The organism is Persicobacter psychrovividus, from assembly GCF_036492425.1.
Taxonomy (GTDB): Bacteria; Bacteroidota; Bacteroidia; order Cytophagales; family Cyclobacteriaceae; genus Persicobacter; species Persicobacter psychrovividus.
The window spans coordinates 812,637-832,846 of sequence record NZ_AP025293.1 but is presented as its reverse complement, the minus strand read 5'-3'; the positions used below and the strand labels follow the sequence as shown (position 1 = coordinate 832,846).

Here is a 20,210-nt window from a genome sequence, read left to right as displayed (position 1 = left end):
CCCTATCATCAATTAATAGTTGCGAATATAAAGGTTATGGCCACATTAGCGAAAAATGCGCCCCCCAATTCTGTTGTTTTTTAAACACTTCGTCGGATTATAACCAAATACTAATCTGCAATCACTACCCTAAATATTTTACAAATAGTATTCCAAGTTTAAAGAATGAAATAGAAAATGCCCCGATTTTTAATTTGAAAGTTTTTTAAAGGCTCAAAATTTCCCCCTTCAGGCCCTTATCCTTATATTATGCTGAATAATCTTTTTAATTGTCGGAAATCTATCAACTGACATTTTTTTAACAGAACAATGTATAAGCAACCCTTCTCAACGACTCGGGCACTTTGGCTATGCCTCATGCTGGCCCTGCTGTTCCCCAACCTTGCCCATTCCAATGAACGTGGCGAGATGTATTACCTCAAGGTAACGCCCACAGCAAAAGACTGGACCTATGCGACCAATGAAGAAATCGTTTTTCATGTGGAAGCCAAAAAGTTTGGGCAGCCGATCAGTGCGCTACAAGTCCGCTATGAAATTGGGCAGGAACTAATGACCCCAAGCCAAAAGGGTGAGGTACAACTGACCAACGGAACGGCCACGATCAAAGGGTTCAAGGCTAAGAAGCCGGGCTTTTATACCTGCCGGATATTCACCACAATTGATGGGAAGGAAAAGACCGTTTATGCTACTGCGGGGGTGGCCCCAGAGAAAATTAAAGCGGTTACCAAGATGCCCAAGGATTTTGATGCCTTTTGGCAAAAAGCCCGTGAGGAACAGTTGGATATTCCTCTGGAGCCGATAATCACCTTGCAGGCGGAAGAATGCACCTCGGATTACGACGTGTATCATGTCAGTTTTCAGAACATGAAAAAAGGGAATTCATGGCGTGGAGTTTCACGGGTTTATGGAATGCTATCAGTCCCTAAAAAAGCAGGGCAATACCCCGCAGTTTTGGAAGTTCCCGGAGCAGGTGTACGTGCCTACCACGCCAACAGCAACGCCAAGCGTGGGGCCATTTTCCTGACCATCGGTATCCATGGTATTCCGGTGAATGTGCGTGATGATGCTTTTTATAAAGGACTGGCTACAGGTGCGCTTTCCGGCTATTTTAACTATCAGCTTGAAAGCAAGGATGACTATTATTACAAGCGCGTTTACCTCGGGTGCGTTCGTGCCATCGATTTTATTGAACAACTGCCCAAATATAATGGTGAAGACCTGCTGGTAACCGGAGGATCGCAAGGTGGGGCGCTCTCGATCGTTACCGCAGGCCTGGATCAGCGGGTGAAATACCTTGCGCCACTGTTCCCCGCTTTGTGTGATATGGCTGCTTATACCAAAGGGCAAACCGGTGGATGGCCACATATGTTCAGGGATTTTGACGCCTCGGTGAAACCAAACTGGGTAGAAAACATTGCCTATTTTGATGTGGTGAACTTTGCCCGAAAACTCACCGCCAAAGGCTTCTACTCCTGGGGTTTCAACGATAACGTTTGTCCGCCAACCTCCATGTATGCCGCCTACAATGAAATTACCGCTCCAAAAGAGCTGACCCTCTTTCAGGATACCGGCCACTGGACCTATGCCGAACAGGCGGCCATGCGTTATAACTGGATTTTTGAACAGTTCAAAAATGCCCACCAAGGCAGCAAGTAACAGCAGCCCAGCCTGAGTGCTATACAAACCAAAATCCCCCACCGTTTTTATACAAAAGCGATGGGGGATTTTTTTTGAGAGAATAGCGGCGCTATTTTTTATAAATAATTTAAACCCAAGCCCGGTCATCCCAATTTGCAGTAGGGTTCTAAGCTTTTAAACACGCGTTATGGTGTGAATTAAAATAATGAGTTCAATATTTTAGAACTGTACGGACACTGTGCACAATGTCCGTACAGGGATGATCGCTCTTTTATGGAAGGCACAATCCCACTGGTACAACCCCAGATTATTGCACGATTTTATATTTCGCAAATCCAAAATCACTTGGGGGCTGTCGCACAACCATGATTGCAATTTACTCATCCTCAATTAGCTATGGAATGAATTCCATGGACAGTTGCGCCCTCAAGATAAAGTATGCGTTATTTACGGATTGCTGCGCTCCTTCTCCAAAATCACAACCATAAGCCGCCTTCTGAAACGCCTCTACTATAGGTGCTCCTCAAATAATTTGAAAATCCTTTTGTACTCATCGGTCCAGCTGTTAGCCTCACGGAAGCCATGTGGTTCAATGGGGTAAAGTGCCATCTGCCAGTTTTCCTTGCCCAGCTCAATCAGCTTTTGATTCAGTCGGACAACATCCTGAAACTGCACATTATCGTCCTCCATGCCATGCAAAATTAACAACGGCCCCTGAAGCCCGTCCGCAAAATAAATCGGTGAGCTGTCATAATAAGCCTTTGGATCCTGTGCGGGCGTATTTAAAATATTGCTGGTGTAACCATGGTTATAATGTGCCCAGTCAGTAACCGAACGAATCGCTGCACCCGCATCAAATAGCGCAGGGGCATTGAACATGGCCATCAGTGTCATGAAACCTCCATAAGAACCACCGTAAATCCCCACCTTCTCAATGCCATAATTTTGCTTCAGCCACTTCACGGCATCCTCATGGTCAGTAAGGTCTTTACCACCCATATGACGATAAATTCCAGTACGCCAGTCGCGGCCATAACCCGCACTTCCACGGTAATCAATATGGAAAACAGTGTACCCCTGATCGGCCAAAAAATTATGGAACATATACTCCCGAAAATAGGCACTCCACCACGAATGTACATTTTGCAAATAGCCCGCACCATGCACAAAAATTACCGCCTTATTATTCGGCTCCTCAGGGCGGAACATTCTTCCGTAAACCTGCTGACCATCCCTTGCCTCAAATGTTTTGAGCGCTGGCATCCGCCATTCAAAAGCCTCAAATGCTGGCGTTGTCGAATGTGTAATGGCCACCATCGCTGATTTTGCCGTAGCAGGCTTCAGCATCAGTTCCCAGGGTTTGTTGGCCGTAGAGAAACGCAGTGCAAGCATTTTTTCATCAGGGGAAACCGTAAAAGAATAACCGCCTGATTGCTGTGTAAGGGGCTCCATTTTCCCGCCCTTCACCGACATGCGATAGACGTGCTGCTCCATAGGCGTTTTCTTATTCGACAACAGGAAGAAGGCCTCTTTATCCTGGGTAAGTTCCGCTTCAAGAATTTCAAAATCCCCTTTGGTGAGCGCCTTTATTTTTTTGGTCGTTACGTTCACGGTGTACAAATGAGAATAGCCCGTTTTTTCCGACTGAAACCACACCTGCTCATCATCAATCCAGCCTAAGGCTCCGCGACTCCCATTCCAACTGCTAATATTCGGCCCACCGACCCAGGCATCATCATGCTGACGATCCAATAACGATAAAGTACCATTCTGAAGGTCAAGGCTCATCAGCCAACGGTCTTTATTATCCGCCGAACGAATCACGACTACCGCCTGTTTTCCGTCTGAAGAGAATACAGGTTCATGAATCATCACCTCGCGCTCTTTTTCACCTTCAGCCTGCCATTCCTGACCTGCTTGCAGATAATTTTTAAGGTACTGCGGGCGGTCTTTTATCCCCTCGATGGTAGCGGTATTAATCTCCACCACGGTATCTTCCTCCACATGGTACAAATAAGATCGGTAAGTCGGTTGCTTATCGCCAACTTTAGAACGGTAGCTACCATACTCCACATATCCCGAAGCAGTTACCCACTTGGGCATTTTTGTTTTAGTCGCTTTGGCAGGGGTATAAGTTGTATAGAAAATAATCTTTGCATCCTTTGATGCCTTCACGGTGTATAAAGATGCCCCACCGAAGTAAATGGGCTTCAGCGCCTGCACACTTGTGGCTTTCAGGTGCGCTTCTTTACCTTTCTTACGCTGATCCCATGCGCTCAAAATCTCAAATTCACGCAGCTGATCCTCTTTCAGCCATTTTTTCTGTGCCGATATTTTCTTTGTCTTGGGATCCGTTCCCGAACGAAAATCTGTTAATTGACGAAGCGCAAAAGGCTGTTGCTCCAACAGGTATAGATTTCCATTCTGCGTGAAGGTCAGTCCCTGATCCACCCATGCCAAAGAACCCGACCGCTGTGTGCTCTGATAAGCCAACTGTCCTTTATTACTGTCCTGACGCACCAAATAGATATTCCCCTGCCACAGATAAGCGCCCTGTGAGCGTTCCGCATTCCAGACGATATTGCGGGGAATATATGGATAATCCGATTCAGGAACTTCCATCGTATTTTTTGTTTCGAGATCATAACGGTAAAGCGATGCATAAGCGTTATCATCTTTCTTTCGATGATAGTAAACTGCCCGTCCATCGATCGACCAAAATGCGCCATCGGGCAAATGTCCCACGAAAGCATCCCCTTGCATCAGGGTAGCAATGTCGAGCTTCGGAGTGGTGGTCTGTGCATTGACCTCACTAAAAAAAGTACAAAAAAGAAGCAAGATAATTGCTCTTCTAAAAATCTTCATAACAATATTAGGTTGATATTTTTGGCAATTTAAGGCAAAATATCTACATATTGATCATGTGCCTGAATTACCTCAAAGGGACGCTCAGAAGCAAAGCTTAACTACCATGAAAAAATATTTAACCCACGGGGCGGGTCTGTTCCTGCTCATTTTGCTATTGATATCACTGGCAAGCTACCTGATCGGTCATATGCTCGAAAGCCAGATTAAGGAGCAGCTCAAGCAAATTACCATCGCTAAAGATGCGGACAACTATAAAATTGACCTTGCTTCCTTCGATATTCACTGGTCGGAAGTAATGGCCGATGCTTCGGGGATCAGTATTCAGCCGAAATTTTCCTCTGATAAGTCACAGCTATTCGGCAATATAGATCGTGTTCAGGTGAAAATAGGCTGGGGTTTCTGGCGGGCATTTTTTGGGGAAGTCCACCTCGAAAATATGCAGTTCGACAAGCCTGAGCTGACTTTTTACCACCGAAACCAAGCACAAACCAACACTCCTGAGCGCATCAATGTCATTGCCCAGTTACAGGAAAATGTTTCTTCAGTAGGCTTACAGAATTTCAGCATCAAAGATGGGAAAATCACCATTATTGATGTCGATAAAAAGGACTCTACCCTGTTTTTTTCCACCATGCTGAATCTCCGGTTTGAAGGACTCAGCACGACACTCGACCAGAATAAGCTGAAAGTACATTGCGATTCCGTCGGCTTTCAGTATCGGCATTTCCAGCTATTGCTACAAAAAGCCAACTACCTGCTGACGGCAAAAAATATTGAGCTGAACAGCGAAGGCACGAATTTCCAGCTGGACTCCCTTCAGCTTTCCTCCACCATTTCCGTGCAGGAGAGAAGTCGCCTGCTCGGCCACCAAACCGATCAGCTTAATGTTCACGTGGCACATGCCACTGGAAAATATTTGGATTTCGATGCCTTTCTTTCTTCATCCCTTTTGCATTTGGGACTGATGGAAATCGACTCTGCCCACCTGACCCTGAAGCGCGATAAAAATTTCCCGGAAAACAAACGCACGAAAGTCAGCCCGCTGAAAGCACTGGCACGCTCAGAATTTCAATTTATTTTGGACACCCTGAAAGTGGCCCACAGTAAGATTGATTACCTGGAAAAAGATCCCAAATCGGACCACTATGGCAACGTCGATCTTGATGCGGTAAACATGACCTTGTACGGCTTGGCCAATCCCGCGCAAACCGCCTCGCTCAAAGGGGAATTCAGTACAAAATTCTACCAGATTGCCCCGCTACAAATGTCTTTTTCAATGCCCTATCAGCCCGAGCAATTATTAATGACCGCAGACATCAAAGTCGGTGGTTTTCCGATTAAAATTTTTGACGCCTTTTGCTCCCCCGCCCTCGGGGTGGAATTTCCCAAAGGGGAAGTCATCGCCTCCACCATTCACCTCGAACTGGGCAGAAATATCGGTCGTGGCAATATGGGCCTCTATTATAAAGACCTGAAAATAAAACTGGTGAACCCGAATACTGAGTCGCAAAATTTCGGTAAAAAAGCAGGCTCCTGGCTTGCCAACCACCTGCTGCTCAAGAACCACAATTACCGCAAAAAGGAGCATCGTAACTACCCCTTGTATTACGAGCGTCAGTTCAATAAATCCATCATTGCCTATACCGTAAAAACCATCTTCAGTGGCTTGGCGCCTACTTTTACAGGTATCGACATCACGAAACACAAGCGGAAGAAAGCGCATAAAAAACCTTCAAAACACAAACGGGAAGCACATCAGCAGCATCAGAAATAAGGCTGCTGCACCATTTCCCTGAACCGATGACCATTCAAATGCTCAAAACGGACATTCACAATGTTCTTCTTTTCTGATCGATAATTATTACTGATATTTAAAACGGGTATCTGTGCAGGTACCTGAAAACATCAATCGATTATGAAGCATATTTTTTTAGGGCTGATCCTGCTCTTTAGTGCATCCTTTGCGGGTGCGCAGGATACAGAAAAATGGGACATCAATGACCCGCAGCGGTCGCTAAAGACCGTTAAGTTTACCACCAACGAGGGCACCTGGATGAGTGTGGATGTTTCTCCTGATGGCCAGACACTGGTTTTTGACTTGCTGGGAGATATTTACACCATGCCGATTGGTGGGGGAAAAGCCAAAAAATTACGTGGTGGTATGGCATGGGAATGTCAGCCAAGATTCTCCCCCGACGGTCAGTATATTTCCTTCACGTCCGACCTCGGTGGTGGCGACAATATCTGGACCCTCCGCCTTGCTGATGGGCAGGCTACGCAAATTACCAAGGAAGATTTTCGACTGCTCAACAATGCCAACTGGACCCCCGACGGCCAGTACCTGGTTGCACGAAAGCACTTTACCCATACCCGTTCCCTGGGTGCAGGCGCGATCTGGATGTACCATATTGGCGGTGGAAGCGGCACGGAACTGGTTCCTGCAAAAAATGAACAGCAGGACATTAACGAGCCGATGGTCAGTCCTGATGGGCGCTATGTTTACTATGTAGAGGATATGTACGAAGGGGGGTATTTCCAATACAACAAGGATCCCAACAAAGTCATTTACGCCATTAAAAGATATGACCGACAGGAAGGAAAAACGGAAACGGTCATTCATACCAACGGTGGAGCCATGCGCCCGCAGCTGAACCGAAAAGGCGATCAGCTGGCATATATCCGCAGGGTTCGTAATGAAAGCGTGCTGTATATTTTTGATTTGAAAACGGGATTATCACGCCCTGTTTTCCGTAAACTGACCAAAGATCAGTCGGAAGCATGGGCGATCTTCGGTCCATTCACGGGCTACAACTGGACCCCCGACGATCAGGACATCATCATCTACGGAGAAGGAAAACTGCATCGGGTAAACACCCAAACTGGGCAGTCGGTCATCATTCCTTTTGAAGCAGAAATTGAACAACAGGTCGCCACTGCCTTACGCTTTAAGCATCAGGTGGCTCCTGAACAATTCACGGCCAAAGCCATTCGCCATTTAACCACCAGCCCCGATGGAAAAAAAATATACTTCCATGCCGTGGGCCATTTATACGAGCAAAATGCTGAAGGCGGAAAAGCCCAAAGACTTTTTAATGACCAGCACCATTTTGAATATGAGCCGCAGGTTTCTCCCGATGGCAGATACCTCGTGTATGTCAGCTGGTCGGATGCTGAAAAAGGAAAAATATGGAAATATGACCTGAAAAAGCGCCAAAAAACAGCCTTTGATCTCCCGAAGGGAATGTACCGTGAACCGCAGTTCAGCCCCGATGGGAAAATGCTTGTTTTCCGTAAAGAAGCGGGGAACAATCAGCAAGGTGCCGCCTACACCACCGAGGCAGGAATTTACCTGATGCCCTCGACTGGTGGAACAGCAAAACGCATCAGTAAAGAAGGTGCATTTGCACGGTTCGATGCCACAGGAACGCGGGTATTCTATCAGACAGGGGGCTATTATTTTGGTGCCCTGAAGAAGGCGTATCACAGTGTAAACCTTGAAGGGCTGGACAAAAAAACGCACTTCACATCAAAATACACCAACACTTTTGTGCCGAGTCCCGACAATAAATATATCGCATTTACGGAGCTGTACAAGGTCTATATTGCCCCTTTCCCACAAACGGGGCAACCTCAGGAACTTTCTGCAACCAATAAATATATGCCGATCCGACAGGTGGCAAAAGATGCTGGGTACAACTTGCATTGGAGTGCCGATGGTCAGCAACTGAAATGGACATTGGGCGAAACGGTTTACGAAGTCGCACTGAAAGACTGCTTCACTTTTGTGGCGGCTGCGCCAGATTCCCTGCCTGAGCCTGTAAAAACAGGGCGACAGATTGACCTGAAAATCAACAGCGACTTACCCAAAGGTAAACTCGCACTGACCAATGCGCGGATTATCACAGGTAACCAGCAGGATGAGGTGATTGAGAAGGGTCATATTCTTGTTGAAAATAACCACATTACGGCTATTGGTGCCGATATTGAGATTCCTGAAGGTACAGAAACGATCGACCTTGCAGGCAAAACAGTGATGGCAGGAATGGTCGATGCCCATGCGCACCTTGGTTCATTCAGACTCGGGATGAGTGCACAGCAAAACTGGCCATATTATACCAATCTCGCTTTTGGCGTAACCACAGCACACGACCCCTCCGCCAATTCAGAAATGATTTTCAATCAGGCGGAAATGGTGCGCGCTGGAGAAATGGTAGGCCCACGGGTGTACTCCACGGGCAACATCCTTTATGGTGCCGATGGCGATTTCAAGGCACATATTCAAAACCTTGACGACGCCCGATTTGCCATCAAAAGGAGTAAAGCATGGGGGGCAACTTCGGTAAAAAGTTACAATCAGCCGCGCCGTGAGCAAAGGCAAATGGTGTTGAAGGCCGCTGAAGAAATGGAGATAATGGTAGTGCCTGAGGGTGGTTCGACTTTTTTCCATAACATGACCATGGTGATGGATGGACATACGGGCATTGAGCACAATATCCCTGTGGCTCCACTTTATAAGGATGTGATCGAGTTTTGGAAAAACACCGAAGTGGGCTATACCCCTACACTGATTGTCAATTACGGCGGGCTTAATGGGGAGTATTACTGGTATCAGGAAAGTGAGGTATGGAAGAACGAGCACCTGATGACTTTCACGCCAAGATCGGTGATTGACCCACGGGCGATCCACCGAACAATGGCGCCGCAGGAGGATTATGATCACGGCTATATTCTGACCTCCGAAAGTGCCCATAAACTTCAGGAAGCAGGCGTAAAAGTGAATATGGGTGCCCACGGACAGATTCAGGGTATTGGTGCCCATTGGGAAATGTGGATGCTTCAGCAAGGGGGCATGAGTAATTTGGAAGCCATCAAAAGTGCGACCATTCAGCCTGCGCATTACCTTGGCCTCGACGACGATATTGGCTCGCTTGAAAAAGGGAAGCTCGCCGACCTGATCATCCTTTCCGCCAACCCGCTGGAGAACATCCGCAACAGTGAAAAGGTGGAAAAAGTCATGATCAACGGGCGACTTTACGATGCCAAAACCATGCACGAAATTGGCCTTCACCCCAAACAGCGGGCGCCATTTTACTGGGAACAACAGCAGCCTGAAGGCCTTGACCTCCCACATGAAAACAGCGAAACCCACGGCCATTGCTCTTGCGGTTTGTAAGCTGAGCGAATAAATACTGAGGAGAGCAATCCCGTGATCAATACATAAATTTGAATAAAAAAGGGCGGTGGATCAACTCGAATAAAAGAGTTGTCCACCGCCCTTTGCGTTAGCGCTGGCGAAGAGATTTGCCATACATTTCTGCGACCCTGTTGTCCACAGAGTAACGGAATTTGTGGGACGATCTCCCCCATTGCCATTGAGGGTGTATTGAAATCCCCTGCTTAAAATTTCAGGTCAAGCCCTAACATATAGTTGGCCGTTGCCTGAGGGTAATAGTACGCCGTAGTACCCCAGACAGCCCCATTGGCTACATACTCCGCATTGAAAATATTATTTATATTAGCCCGAAGCGTTACTTCGCGCATCCATGCTGGCTTGAAAGTGTAAGAGGTCTGAAGGTTATTCAACAAATAAGCATCAAGAGTCAGCGCCTCATTTTCTGTATTGGTCAAATACTGCTTGCCAACAAACTGGGTGATCCAGCCAATACGGAAACCTGATACAGGCGTAAATACTAACTGAGAATTGATAATGGTCGCAGGCGAGAAAGAGGTCGTCGTTTTACCATAATTCACCAAAACTGTTTCCTCATTTTCATTTTGTTCCGATTGCTGATAGTCACGGTTTTTGTTCTCCGAGAATGTCATCGCCAACTCCCAGTTGAACCAATCCGCTGGGGTAAGTTTCCCCGTCAGTTCGATACCCGAACGGTAGCTGCTTCCTGAGTTAGTACGGATAAATGCACCCACATCATTTTGCTCGCCCGTCAAGACAAACTGATTGATGTAGTTCATATAGTAATAATTTGCTTCCCCCTGAAAAATCCCTTCACGGAAACGAACACCCATCTCAAGGTTTTGCAGGCTTTCTGCCTCAGGTGTTTCCGAAGAATCTCCTTCGAGAAAATCATCACGCAATGGCTCACGGTTAGAAATGGCAAAGGAAGCGTAAGCCTGTAAGTCTGCATTAACCTGATAGGTCGCCCCTACCTTAGGGTTCACAAAATTGAAGACATGCTGCCCCTCGATGGTCGAGCTGGCATCTTTGAATAATCCATAGTAGGAGTAATTGATGTATCGGTATTGCACATCGCCAAACAAAGATAATTTCGTAGTCGCCTGATAGTCTGCCTTCAGGAAAATATTGGCATCATCTTTTACCGCCTTGTTGTCATAATAACGCTGATCGGGACTGGCTCCCTGTGTATTTTGCATCCAGTGTAGCTCGCCAAAGTGCAAGCCTTCATAACGGTTTGCTCCTCCACCGAGGGTCAGGTTTAATTGATTGTTGGCCTGATAATGGAGGTTAAACACCACACCGTAGAAATCATTGTCCAGCCATTTTCGGGTAATAATGTCCGTAGTTTCCCCTGCAGGAGCCGTCAGCCCATACTCCGCATAATCCTGATTTTGGTTATACTCTTGATAATACCCCTGCCCTTTGGTGTAGTGCAGTGCGGTATTAAATCCTAATCGGTTGCCATCATAGGCATAATGCAATTGATAGTGTGTTTGCTGGTAGTTGTCGGTTTGGTCATCATAAAAACCGGTAACATTCCAGTTTTCATCATACAACGCACCCGCTGGGTTGAAGGTACGGTCATTTTCCAGCGTTTCCTGATCCACGCCATACCAAGCCTGGTAGGTTCTTTCCTTTCCTGAAAAAGTAATAAATTTCAGCAAATGGTGATTGTAGTTATATGTTCCCTGAACAAAGTACGACTGCAAATCAGAACTTGCGCGGTCGATATAGCCATCAGATTTCAAATTCGACAAACGCATATCGAGCTTAAAGCGATTGTTGATCAACCCCGTTCCCAGCTTGATGGTATTTTTCAGGGTATTGAAAGACCCAAAGCTGTTATTGATTTCACCGTAAGGTTCATCGTTGGATTCATCGGTCTGAATATTGACCGACGCACCGAAAGCAGCCCCTCCATTGGAAGAAGTACCTACCCCACGCTGAATTTGAATGCTCTGTACCGAAGAAGCAAAGTCGGGCATGTTAACCCAGAATACGCCCTGCGATTCCGCATCATTTAAAGGGATACCATTGACCGTTACATTGATTTTGGACTGATCATTTCCACGGATACGCATGGAAGTATAACCTACGCCAGCCCCTGCATCGGAAGTCACCACTGCCGAAGGGCTCATGCCCATCAGGTAGGTGAGATCCTGTCCTAAATTGGCATGCTCAAGGGTTTTCTTTTCAATCTCCGCAAAGGTGGTTGGGGTGGTGTTTGTCGCCCGAGACCCACGCACAATAATCCCTTCCAAGGCTTTAGAAGTGGATTCCAGTGTAAAGTTCTTTTCGGTATTTTCCTTTAGCGAAAGCTTCAGTTGCTGATCTTTATAGCCTATAAAAGAAAGGGTTACCGCATAATCCCCAGGTTGAAGGCTCAGGCTAAATTGCCCATTAAGATCGGTGGCCTGCCCTGCCTGCTGTGGGCCATCCACGCGTACACTTGCACCGATAAGTGCCTGTTGATCCTTATCGAGCACTTTGCCCTTGAATAAAATCTGTGCATTGGCGCCCCATTGCAAACCCATAAAAAGGGTCAAAAGTAACAGTAATTGTTTGTTCATAAGATTGATTTTGGCGGGGCGCACCGTCCAAATATCGCAAAGCGATTGACCTCTACTTCCTACGCAGGCATTATCCTGTTCAGGTATTCTTCATTGAAGAAGGGTATGATCTCAGCCCGTTATTTTTAAGGCACCCCTGTTAATTGTTGGCACAAATATAGAACAAGGAAGCTGAAAAAATAACCTCAGGTGATAATTTTAACTTATATCTTTATTGTTTTACTCAATTCAGGTGACGCAAGGCGGTTCAACATCAAACGGATCAGCACAGCCTTTCTTACTGCATAATTTCAGCAATGGCCTGTTGCACGGCGGCAACCCTGTCCTCGAGCTCCCCTTCCACCAGCAAAAAATCGCCGTAATGCTGCTTGACCTCCTTCATGTACAAATCCATGAAAAACTGTCGGTCTACATCGTCAGGGTATTCCCGCTGTGGGTCGTACGCCCAGGGAATGTCATTTTTGCAGAGAATCACCAGGTCGTACCGACGATCGGACAACGCCTGGGTAATCCACGGATCCACCCGCTGATATTTATGCAATGCCCATACCTTCATGACCTCCATGCCCGTGTCGGAAATTACCATATCGGCCCCACTCGCCACTGCTTCCGCTTCGGAGGCGATTTGCCCCTGAGCGATTTTCACCAAATCCGACTCCTGATAAGGGCGGTCAAGCTGATCGATATAAGCTCTTGCGTATTCACGCACCCAGATCGCCCCTTGCATCGTTTTCGCCAAATGCTCGCAAAGGGTGCTTTTTCCTGCCGACTCGGGCCCAGTTACCAACACTTTGATCATGACAATCCTACGCTTATTTTTTCTGCCGATTCGGCCTTCGATTTCAGGTATTCTTTACGCCACGAAATAAAACCGTAGATGGTCATGATGGTGTAAAATACAAACAATCCAGAGGTCAGTTCAAGCCCTTTAATGGCATACATATAAACACTGATCCCGTCGATGACCGTCCAGTAGAGCCAGTTGCTGAGGATTTTACGGGTTCCCATAACGGTGGCGATCACACCAAATACCGAAGTAAAGGAATCTACATAAGGCAAAAATGCCGAGGTATGTGTTTCCAGGTAACTGCCGATCAGGTACACCAGCACCGCACCAGCACTCAGGGTAAACAGGTGTTCTTTTACCCCCCAGTCAATAACGGGAACAGCATCTTCAGCTTCCTGATTGCCATATTTCCAGTGGTACCAACCGTAAATTGTGGTTCCAATATAAAAAATCTGCAAGCCTGTTTCTGCAAAAAGATGGGCTTCAAAGCAAATATACAGGTACAGTAAAACGGAAGCCATCGCAAAATACCAACAGGATAATTTCTGTTTGGCTGCAAGGATGACGTAAATGACACTTGTCAGGACGGCGAAGAATTCAATAACACTCATGCTACAAAAGTGTGGCAATTATTTTAAATAATGAATAGATATCTAATCAAATCGCAATAAAAGCCACGGTATAGCCGCTGAGGTGGTGGATTTCCCCAGAACCAAAATGTTCAAAGTGTTCAAAGCGATCCAACACCCCACCTATTGTTTTCAGCATTCGCTTAAAGCTTCGCGTCTTGTTCCCATAAAATTTTTCGGCCTTCCTGGGCGCTCTTTCTCGCCATATCAAGAATCTTGCAGGTCAATACATTATTCTCGGTGCTATAAAGCGCAAATTCCTCGGCCGTGATCTCCTTCCGTCGTACTGCCGCAAAGTGGCTGAACGGATTGATCATCTGATTTTTTTCAAAAGTGTGCTGTTCGGTTTTTCGCGGACGACGTTCCCGCTCATTGACCGTCAGGGCATCAACGGCGTGCAGTTCAGAATCGCGACGGTAAACCATCATCTCTTTTCGGTTTATTGGCCAGTTCCATGAAGCCTGAATCACGGCCTGAACTGTTCCATAATCAAGCACAATCAGGGCATCATCATCCACTTCAGGGTAAGATTCCTGCTGATAGTTTCTTGTTTCGGCATAAACCGAAAGTGGTGCTTGGCCATTCATCATCCAAGACATGATATTGGCGCCATAGCAACCAAAATCAACCACCGCCCCACCGCCATTACGGGTCGGGCTGTTCAAAATTTCGAGAAAAGGTTTGCTGAGATTCAGTTTTGCAGGCCCATGATGTCCATAGTTCATCACAAACTTGAAGGGCGCATCTTCAGGGTTTTGCGCCAGCTGTTCCTTCACAAAATAGGTTGAAGGATACCAGGAAGTTTCGTAATTGGTGTACAGCAAAATACCATGTTTCTGCGCCTTTTCCTGCATTCGCAAAGCAGATTTGTAATTGGTCGCCAGTGGTTTTTCCACCATGACATCCACGCCCTTGGGCGCGAAAAAGTCCACCACGGCCTCATGTTCCGAAGGGGCATTAAAGGCGCAAACGGCATCTGGTTTTTGAGCGTCATACATGGCTTGCATGCTCGGGTAAATCAGCGCTGTATCAATATTATATTTTTCACAAAGTTGGCGCGCAAAAGGGCGGTTGCTTTCCACAAAACCCACAAATTTCACCTCTTCCTGCTTCCCCATGGTTTTCAAAACCCATACGATATGCCCGTGGCTCATCCCTACTACACCCATTCTGAGTTGTTCAGCAACGGCATTAAACACCTGCCCTACACATAGCATGGCGGTTAATAAAAAATACTTCAACATAAAAAATCTGATTTTTTATGGAAGATACATTCTTTATTCAAAAGATTGAAACCTGAGCCAAACTATTGCCAAAGCTGCTACCTCAGGAACTTCACCTCGAATCAATGGTGCGCCACGCTGTTAGGGTGAACCTCCTAAGAGGATAGTTTCCCCTGATAATCGAACAACTGCCCCGCGGAATGGTCTTGCTTTGCACCAGTAACCGACGCCAGGCAATTCACCTCATGCCTATATTTCAGCACCCCAAGCAGAGCGAAAATCAGGGCTTCTTTTTGCTCAATAATTTCTTCCCCCGGAATAATAAGGGTGGTTCCTTCTGCCCAAAAGGCGATCCTTTCGAGGAAATACTGATTGAAAGCGCCTCCACCTGTAACCAGGCATTTACCTTTTTGCTTTGCTGAAAAATGACCGAGACACCGACCAATCTGATAGGCAGCATGCTCCACGGCCGTTGCAAGCTGATCGTTGGTTTTCCCGATGGTTTCCAGCCGAGGGATAACTTCCGAAAACACCCATTCTTTCCCCAACGATTTCACCCCAAATTTCTCAAAGAAGGGCAAAGCATTCAGCGCCTCGAAAACCGCCTGATCGACCTGACCACTACGGGCAATTTTACCTTCCTCGTCAAAATCAAGCCCGAGGGATTTTACAAAATAATTCAGCGGCATATTGGCCACCCCAATATCAAAAGCCTTCCGCACGCCATCTTCTTCCAGGGATATATTCGCAATACCACCAAGGTTCAGGCAAAAATCATAATCTGCAAACAACAGCCGATCGCCGATAGGAACCAACGGAGCGCCCTGCCCACCAAGGGCAACATCTGCGGTGCGGAAATCGCAGAAAACAGGCACGCCCGAAACAGCATTTATCTGAGCACCATGGCCGAGTTGTGTGGTGAGGTAATGCGCTGAAGGCTGATGAAAAACGGTATGCCCATGGCTGGCAATAAAATCCACCTGCAATTGGTGTTTACTGATAAAGGCCTTGACTTGCTCGCCAAAATAACGCCCCAATGCGACATCCAGCAGGGCATAGCCCAAAGCATTGCCTGCTTCCACTGCCGAGAGCTTCAACCGCCATTCGGCAGAATAAGGAATGCTTTCTGAACACTGAAGTTCGAACTGCCACCGTCCATTTTCATCTACTGAAAGATGGACATAACACAAATCCAAACCGTCGAGACTTGTGCCCGACATCATGCCAATCACTTTATATTTCATCCTTTGAATTTAAGGTAAGAAAGATTTTGAAGTGCTGTAAACCCTCCTATTCAGGGCATATTCTTGCAAATTCAAATCCTGAAAATGGACTGAAAGCCTCCCGAATCGTATTTTTCAGGGCAAAACTTCCGCCACTTAAAAATAGCGACCGCTTTCGTGTTCTACACCATAAGGGACAAAAAAAATCATGCACAAAATACGCTTAGCATATCCTGTGCATGATTTTCCGCCCTTTTCAATTTCAAAAAGGGCTGTTAATTATAAAGAGCGTAATTTTGACTGCTCCAATACAGGCTTCAAATGTTCAAGCATGGCTTCTTTTGCCCCTTCAACATCTTGCGCCACAATAAAATCAAAAATCTTGCGGTGAACTTCTACCGCATCTGCTTTTGTGGAAGCTGTACACACTTCTTCTTTACTGAAATATTCAAGGATATCTGGCATAATCACCATGAGCAAAGATTTCAAAGAAGAATTCTGTGCGGCATCAGCAATCGCCAAATGGAACATGAAATCGGAATCCAAACCAGTTTGATTTTCCTTCACCGCCTTTTCATAAGCCAACATGGCCGCCTCAATATGCGCCAAATCTTCTTGCGTACGACGCGCAGCAGCAAGCCCTGTAGCTTCTACCTCAAGGAAAGTTCTGGTTTCTACCAAAGAGTAGAAGTCGTGCCCTTCAAGATCCAGAATGTTGGAAATCAACCCTTGCATGGCAGTAATTCCCATGCCAGCAACTACGGTTCCACTTTGTGGCTGCGTTTTTAAAATGCCGTAAAACTCCAGCTTTTTTATGGCCTCACGAACATGACCGCGCCCTACGCCAAAAGATTCACTCAATTTACGTTCAGGCGGCAAGACATCTCCCGCTTTTAATGTTCCTGAATTGATCAATTCACGGATTTGCTTAATTATTATATCTGAAGGTTTATCAACCTTAATTGCTTCAAAATTCATTTTCGTCATCTGATATTAATCCAACAAAACTGTAACCAAAAACCGTTACAGCAGCTCTTAAGTTTAAAAAAAGCCCTTATTAGGTAAGTATGAAGGGAAATCGAAAGATTATTACAAAAATAAGTAATAATCGACACAATCCCACTGTTTAATACAATTTATATTTAAAGTTAATGTGTAAGGATAAGTACGGTATTCCTCGGGGAATCCATGCCATTATTTTGATCTTTGGGCACCAAAATTTATTTTCAGGCATCTGCCAACTCACAGAAAACCATATAACTTTCATTAAATATCCACACCAATATTCAACAGTATATCTAAACTCCCAACTCAATTAATTTCAGTTTGTCACTTTTAATTGCTGACATAACCAACTGAATCCTTTTGTTCTTTGTTCGGCCGACCATTTGTGCCGTTGAGGCTGATCAATGAATAATGCTTTTGGTGCGGTAATACTATTATAGGTCGCGTAGGCAGTTGTTGGAGGAACAACATTGTCATTATAACCCCAAGAGTACCAACCTGGGTGTTTCAGTATTTTCGCAAAATTAATGACATCAAAATATTGTGCTGTTTTCAACCATTGCGGATGTTCTTCCACATTGTAATTGGCGAAATAATGCGGCCAGCCTCCTGCTCGTCCGTGCAAATAACCTGTCCAGTCTGTAAGTGCAGGAAAGTACACCAGCTGCGCATTTACCCGAGGGTCGAGTGCTGCGGTAACAATGCTGAGGCCTCCACCTTGCGACCCACCCATTACACCAACATGCTGCCCATCGAACTGGGGCAAGGTGTAGATAAAATCGATGGCACGAACGCAGCCCAAATAAACCCTTTTGTAATAATATTCCTCGGGAGTGTCGAGCCCCTCCATGCGGTAATTACCAAGCCCAGCATCCCGCAAAGCCACAAATAGGCTATCAGGAGCCGTTTGGGGAATCCCGTGAATTCCTATTTTCAGGATAATCACCCCCTGTTTGGCACGGCTGTCTTTGCCTTGTTTTTTTACCCCTGCCCCAGGGCAATTTAAAATGGCGGGGTATTTCCCTGCTTTTGCAGGCACCGTGAGCGTCCCATAGATTCGGCTGTAAGCCCGCCCGTACTTCTGCCTGATATTCTGAAAGCTGACACTGTAAACATTATAATCTTTGGTACACTGGGCAGTTAATTTCTGCATTTGTGGGTCAATAGGCACCTTGGCCAACTCCTTCAGCTGATGCGCCCAAAAGGCACTGAAGTCGTCAGGAAATATTTCTGTTGCTCGCAATTCGGCCACCGCCACACCAGCAGTACCCCAAGAGTCCACTTTTTGGCCATCAACCTGCACCGAAGCAAAGCACCTCAGAAAGCCTGGCTTTGTGCCTTTTACCCCCTGAATAATCGCTACGCCCTTTTTCAGCTTAATATCTCCTTCTTTAATGACCGCCATTTTTTCAGGCTTAATCTGAAAATGAACTTTCAGGCTTTGCTTCAATGGCGAGCCATCTTGCAATACCTCGACCTTATAAAAAATGGGCTCTCCTTTTTCATACAGCCAGCCTTGTTTTGTTGGAGTAACAACCACTTTAATTTTAGCGGCCGCAAGGGCTGAAAAAGAAATGGCGAATAATAATATAGTGGTTAAAGTACGTATTTTGTTCATCATACTATACATTTTTTAATATTAAATTAATCTTAAAAGCCCTATTGATCTGTTCGAAATGGTTGTAGGGGAAGGTGGGCATTATTATAAAAATTACCTGCTTGCGCGCTTGAAAAACAATAACGAACAGCGACAGGATGCTCTACCAAGTCTGAGGATAAACTCAGGCTCCGATCTTTATTGAAAACCACTTTGGCAGGATAAAAATGTCGGTCTTTTCCCGCAATCGAAAAACCATCGGTGGATCCGCCAAAAGTTGACAATCCATAACGTGCATTTTGAAAAAAAAGCTTCAGAACATGTTCGCCATCCTTCTTTATTTTATCCAATTTTGGACTTTTGCACTGTAAACCCTCAAATCCATACTGATGAACCAGCGCCCAATAGGCTAACCGCTGCCCTACGGCCTGTTTTTTCCGAGGGTGAATATGTGCTTTTTCTCCCAGATCAGTCGTTACCACCATACCCGTATTTTTTACCGTTTCCGCCACCTGAGCCTGCGCCTCACGCAGAAAACCAGCATTCGCCTTTAAGTATCCATATGGGGCAATCTGCACAAAGTAAAAGGGCATTTCAGGCATTTCCCATTGCTGGCGGTAGTCCTGAATCAGTGTGGAAAAGCAGGAGGCATAACGACTGGGGGCAGTAACATCACTTTCTCCCTGATACCACAACATTCCTTTGATGGTAAAACCTTCAAAAGGATGAATCATGCTATTGTAGAGTACCGTCGGCCATTTTCTTTGCTTTTTCAGATCGTCGGACTGGAATTTTTGAGGAGCTGATGGCAATTGCAGCTGCTGACGGGCACTTTCACTTAACCAGGCCGCAATCGGACTGCCCCCTACCGAGGATTGTATAATTCCGATCGGGACATTTAACGCCTCACTTAATTGCTGGGCGAAAAAATAAGCAACGGCACTAAAGTCAGGGCTGTTCTTGGTGTTGGAAATGAACCATTTGCCCGCTGCGGTTGCCTTCGGCGATAATGCGGCGGATTTTTCTTGCTGAAAATAACGTATCAGATACTTGCTCGATTTTAGAATGGCCGAATTGGCTCCTTCCACGGGTTGGTTGCTATAACCTTTGAGCGGCATATACATATTCGATTGGCCCGAGCAAAACCAAACCTCCCCGATTAAAATATCTTTCAATAAAATTTTTGTACTCCCTTTGATGGACAAGCTGAACGGCCCGCCCGCAGCTGGTGTTGAAATGGTGGTACTCCATCGGCCATGTTCATCGGCCACGGTTTTAGATTTGGCTCCCCAGCTTCCCTTTAAAAAAATGGTGGAATACGGACAATCCCATCCCCAAACTTTTGCCTGCGACTTTTGCTGAAAAATCATGTGGCTACTAAAAAATGCAGGCAACTTCACCTGTGCAATGCTTGAACTTATGGAAAAAAAACATAACAGCAGGCTTAAAATAAAATAACGACTCATGGAAAAAAAA

12 protein-coding genes are annotated in these 20,210 nt (G+C 45.9%); 3 read left to right on the top strand and 9 right to left on the bottom strand.

Annotation, left to right across the window (positions count from 1 at the left end):
• The first annotated feature begins 309 nt into the window (after positions 1-309).
• A complete protein-coding gene (locus tag AABK40_RS16600; protein ID WP_338398211.1) occupies positions 310-1,656 on the top strand; it encodes an acetylxylan esterase in 1,347 nt (448 codons plus the stop codon).
• Positions 1,657-2,148: 492 nt separating this feature from the next.
• On the opposite strand, the gene AABK40_RS16595 is transcribed toward AABK40_RS16600, so the two are convergent.
• Positions 2,149-4,503, bottom strand: a complete 2,355-nt coding sequence (locus AABK40_RS16595) for a S9 family peptidase (protein ID WP_338398210.1) — start codon at positions 4,501-4,503, stop codon at positions 2,149-2,151.
• Between the two features lie 106 nt (positions 4,504-4,609).
• Between AABK40_RS16595 and AABK40_RS16590 the strand changes: the two genes are divergently transcribed.
• Positions 4,610-6,280 carry a hypothetical protein gene (locus AABK40_RS16590; RefSeq protein WP_338398209.1) on the top strand — a complete coding sequence of 557 codons (1,671 nt, stop codon included), beginning with the start codon at positions 4,610-4,612 and terminating at the stop codon, positions 6,278-6,280.
• A gap of 141 nt (positions 6,281-6,421) precedes the next feature.
• Positions 6,422-9,679, top strand: coding sequence for an amidohydrolase family protein (locus AABK40_RS16585; protein WP_338398208.1), 3,258 nt, complete (start codon positions 6,422-6,424; stop codon positions 9,677-9,679).
• A 224-nt stretch (positions 9,680-9,903) separates the two neighbouring features.
• Here the strand turns inward: AABK40_RS16585 and AABK40_RS16580 are convergent, their stop codons facing one another.
• The 8 genes from AABK40_RS16580 to AABK40_RS16545 form a co-directional block, all read right to left on the bottom strand.
• Entirely contained in the window at positions 9,904-12,270 is a 2,367-nt protein-coding gene (locus AABK40_RS16580) for a TonB-dependent receptor (RefSeq protein WP_338398207.1), read from the bottom strand.
• Positions 12,271-12,547: 277 nt separating this feature from the next.
• Complete coding sequence (locus AABK40_RS16575; protein ID WP_338398206.1) at positions 12,548-13,069, bottom strand: AAA family ATPase; 522 nt, start codon at positions 13,067-13,069, stop codon at positions 12,548-12,550.
• Positions 13,066-13,668 carry a nicotinamide riboside transporter PnuC gene (gene pnuC, locus AABK40_RS16570; RefSeq protein ID WP_338398205.1) on the bottom strand — a complete coding sequence of 201 codons (603 nt, stop codon included), beginning with the start codon at positions 13,666-13,668 and terminating at the stop codon, positions 13,066-13,068. Before pnuC ends, AABK40_RS16575 begins: the two co-directional genes overlap by 4 nt.
• A 161-nt stretch (positions 13,669-13,829) precedes the next feature.
• Complete coding sequence (locus tag AABK40_RS16565; RefSeq protein WP_338398204.1) at positions 13,830-14,930, bottom strand: Gfo/Idh/MocA family protein; 1,101 nt, start codon at positions 14,928-14,930, stop codon at positions 13,830-13,832.
• Between the two features lie 134 nt (positions 14,931-15,064).
• Entirely contained in the window at positions 15,065-16,153 is a 1,089-nt protein-coding gene (locus AABK40_RS16560) for an anhydro-N-acetylmuramic acid kinase (RefSeq protein ID WP_332921990.1), read from the bottom strand.
• Positions 16,154-16,411: 258 nt separating this feature from the next.
• The gene (locus AABK40_RS16555; RefSeq protein ID WP_338398203.1) at positions 16,412-17,110 is read right to left on the bottom strand and encodes a FadR/GntR family transcriptional regulator; all 699 of its coding nucleotides are present in this window, start codon (positions 17,108-17,110) and stop codon (positions 16,412-16,414) included.
• A 343-nt stretch (positions 17,111-17,453) separates the two neighbouring features.
• Positions 17,454-18,758, bottom strand: coding sequence for an acetylxylan esterase (locus AABK40_RS16550; protein WP_338398202.1), 1,305 nt, complete (start codon positions 18,756-18,758; stop codon positions 17,454-17,456).
• Between the two features lie 38 nt (positions 18,759-18,796).
• The gene (locus AABK40_RS16545) at positions 18,797-20,200 is read right to left on the bottom strand and encodes a sialate O-acetylesterase (RefSeq protein WP_338398201.1); all 1,404 of its coding nucleotides are present in this window, start codon (positions 20,198-20,200) and stop codon (positions 18,797-18,799) included.
• Positions 20,201-20,210 lie beyond the last annotated feature (10 nt).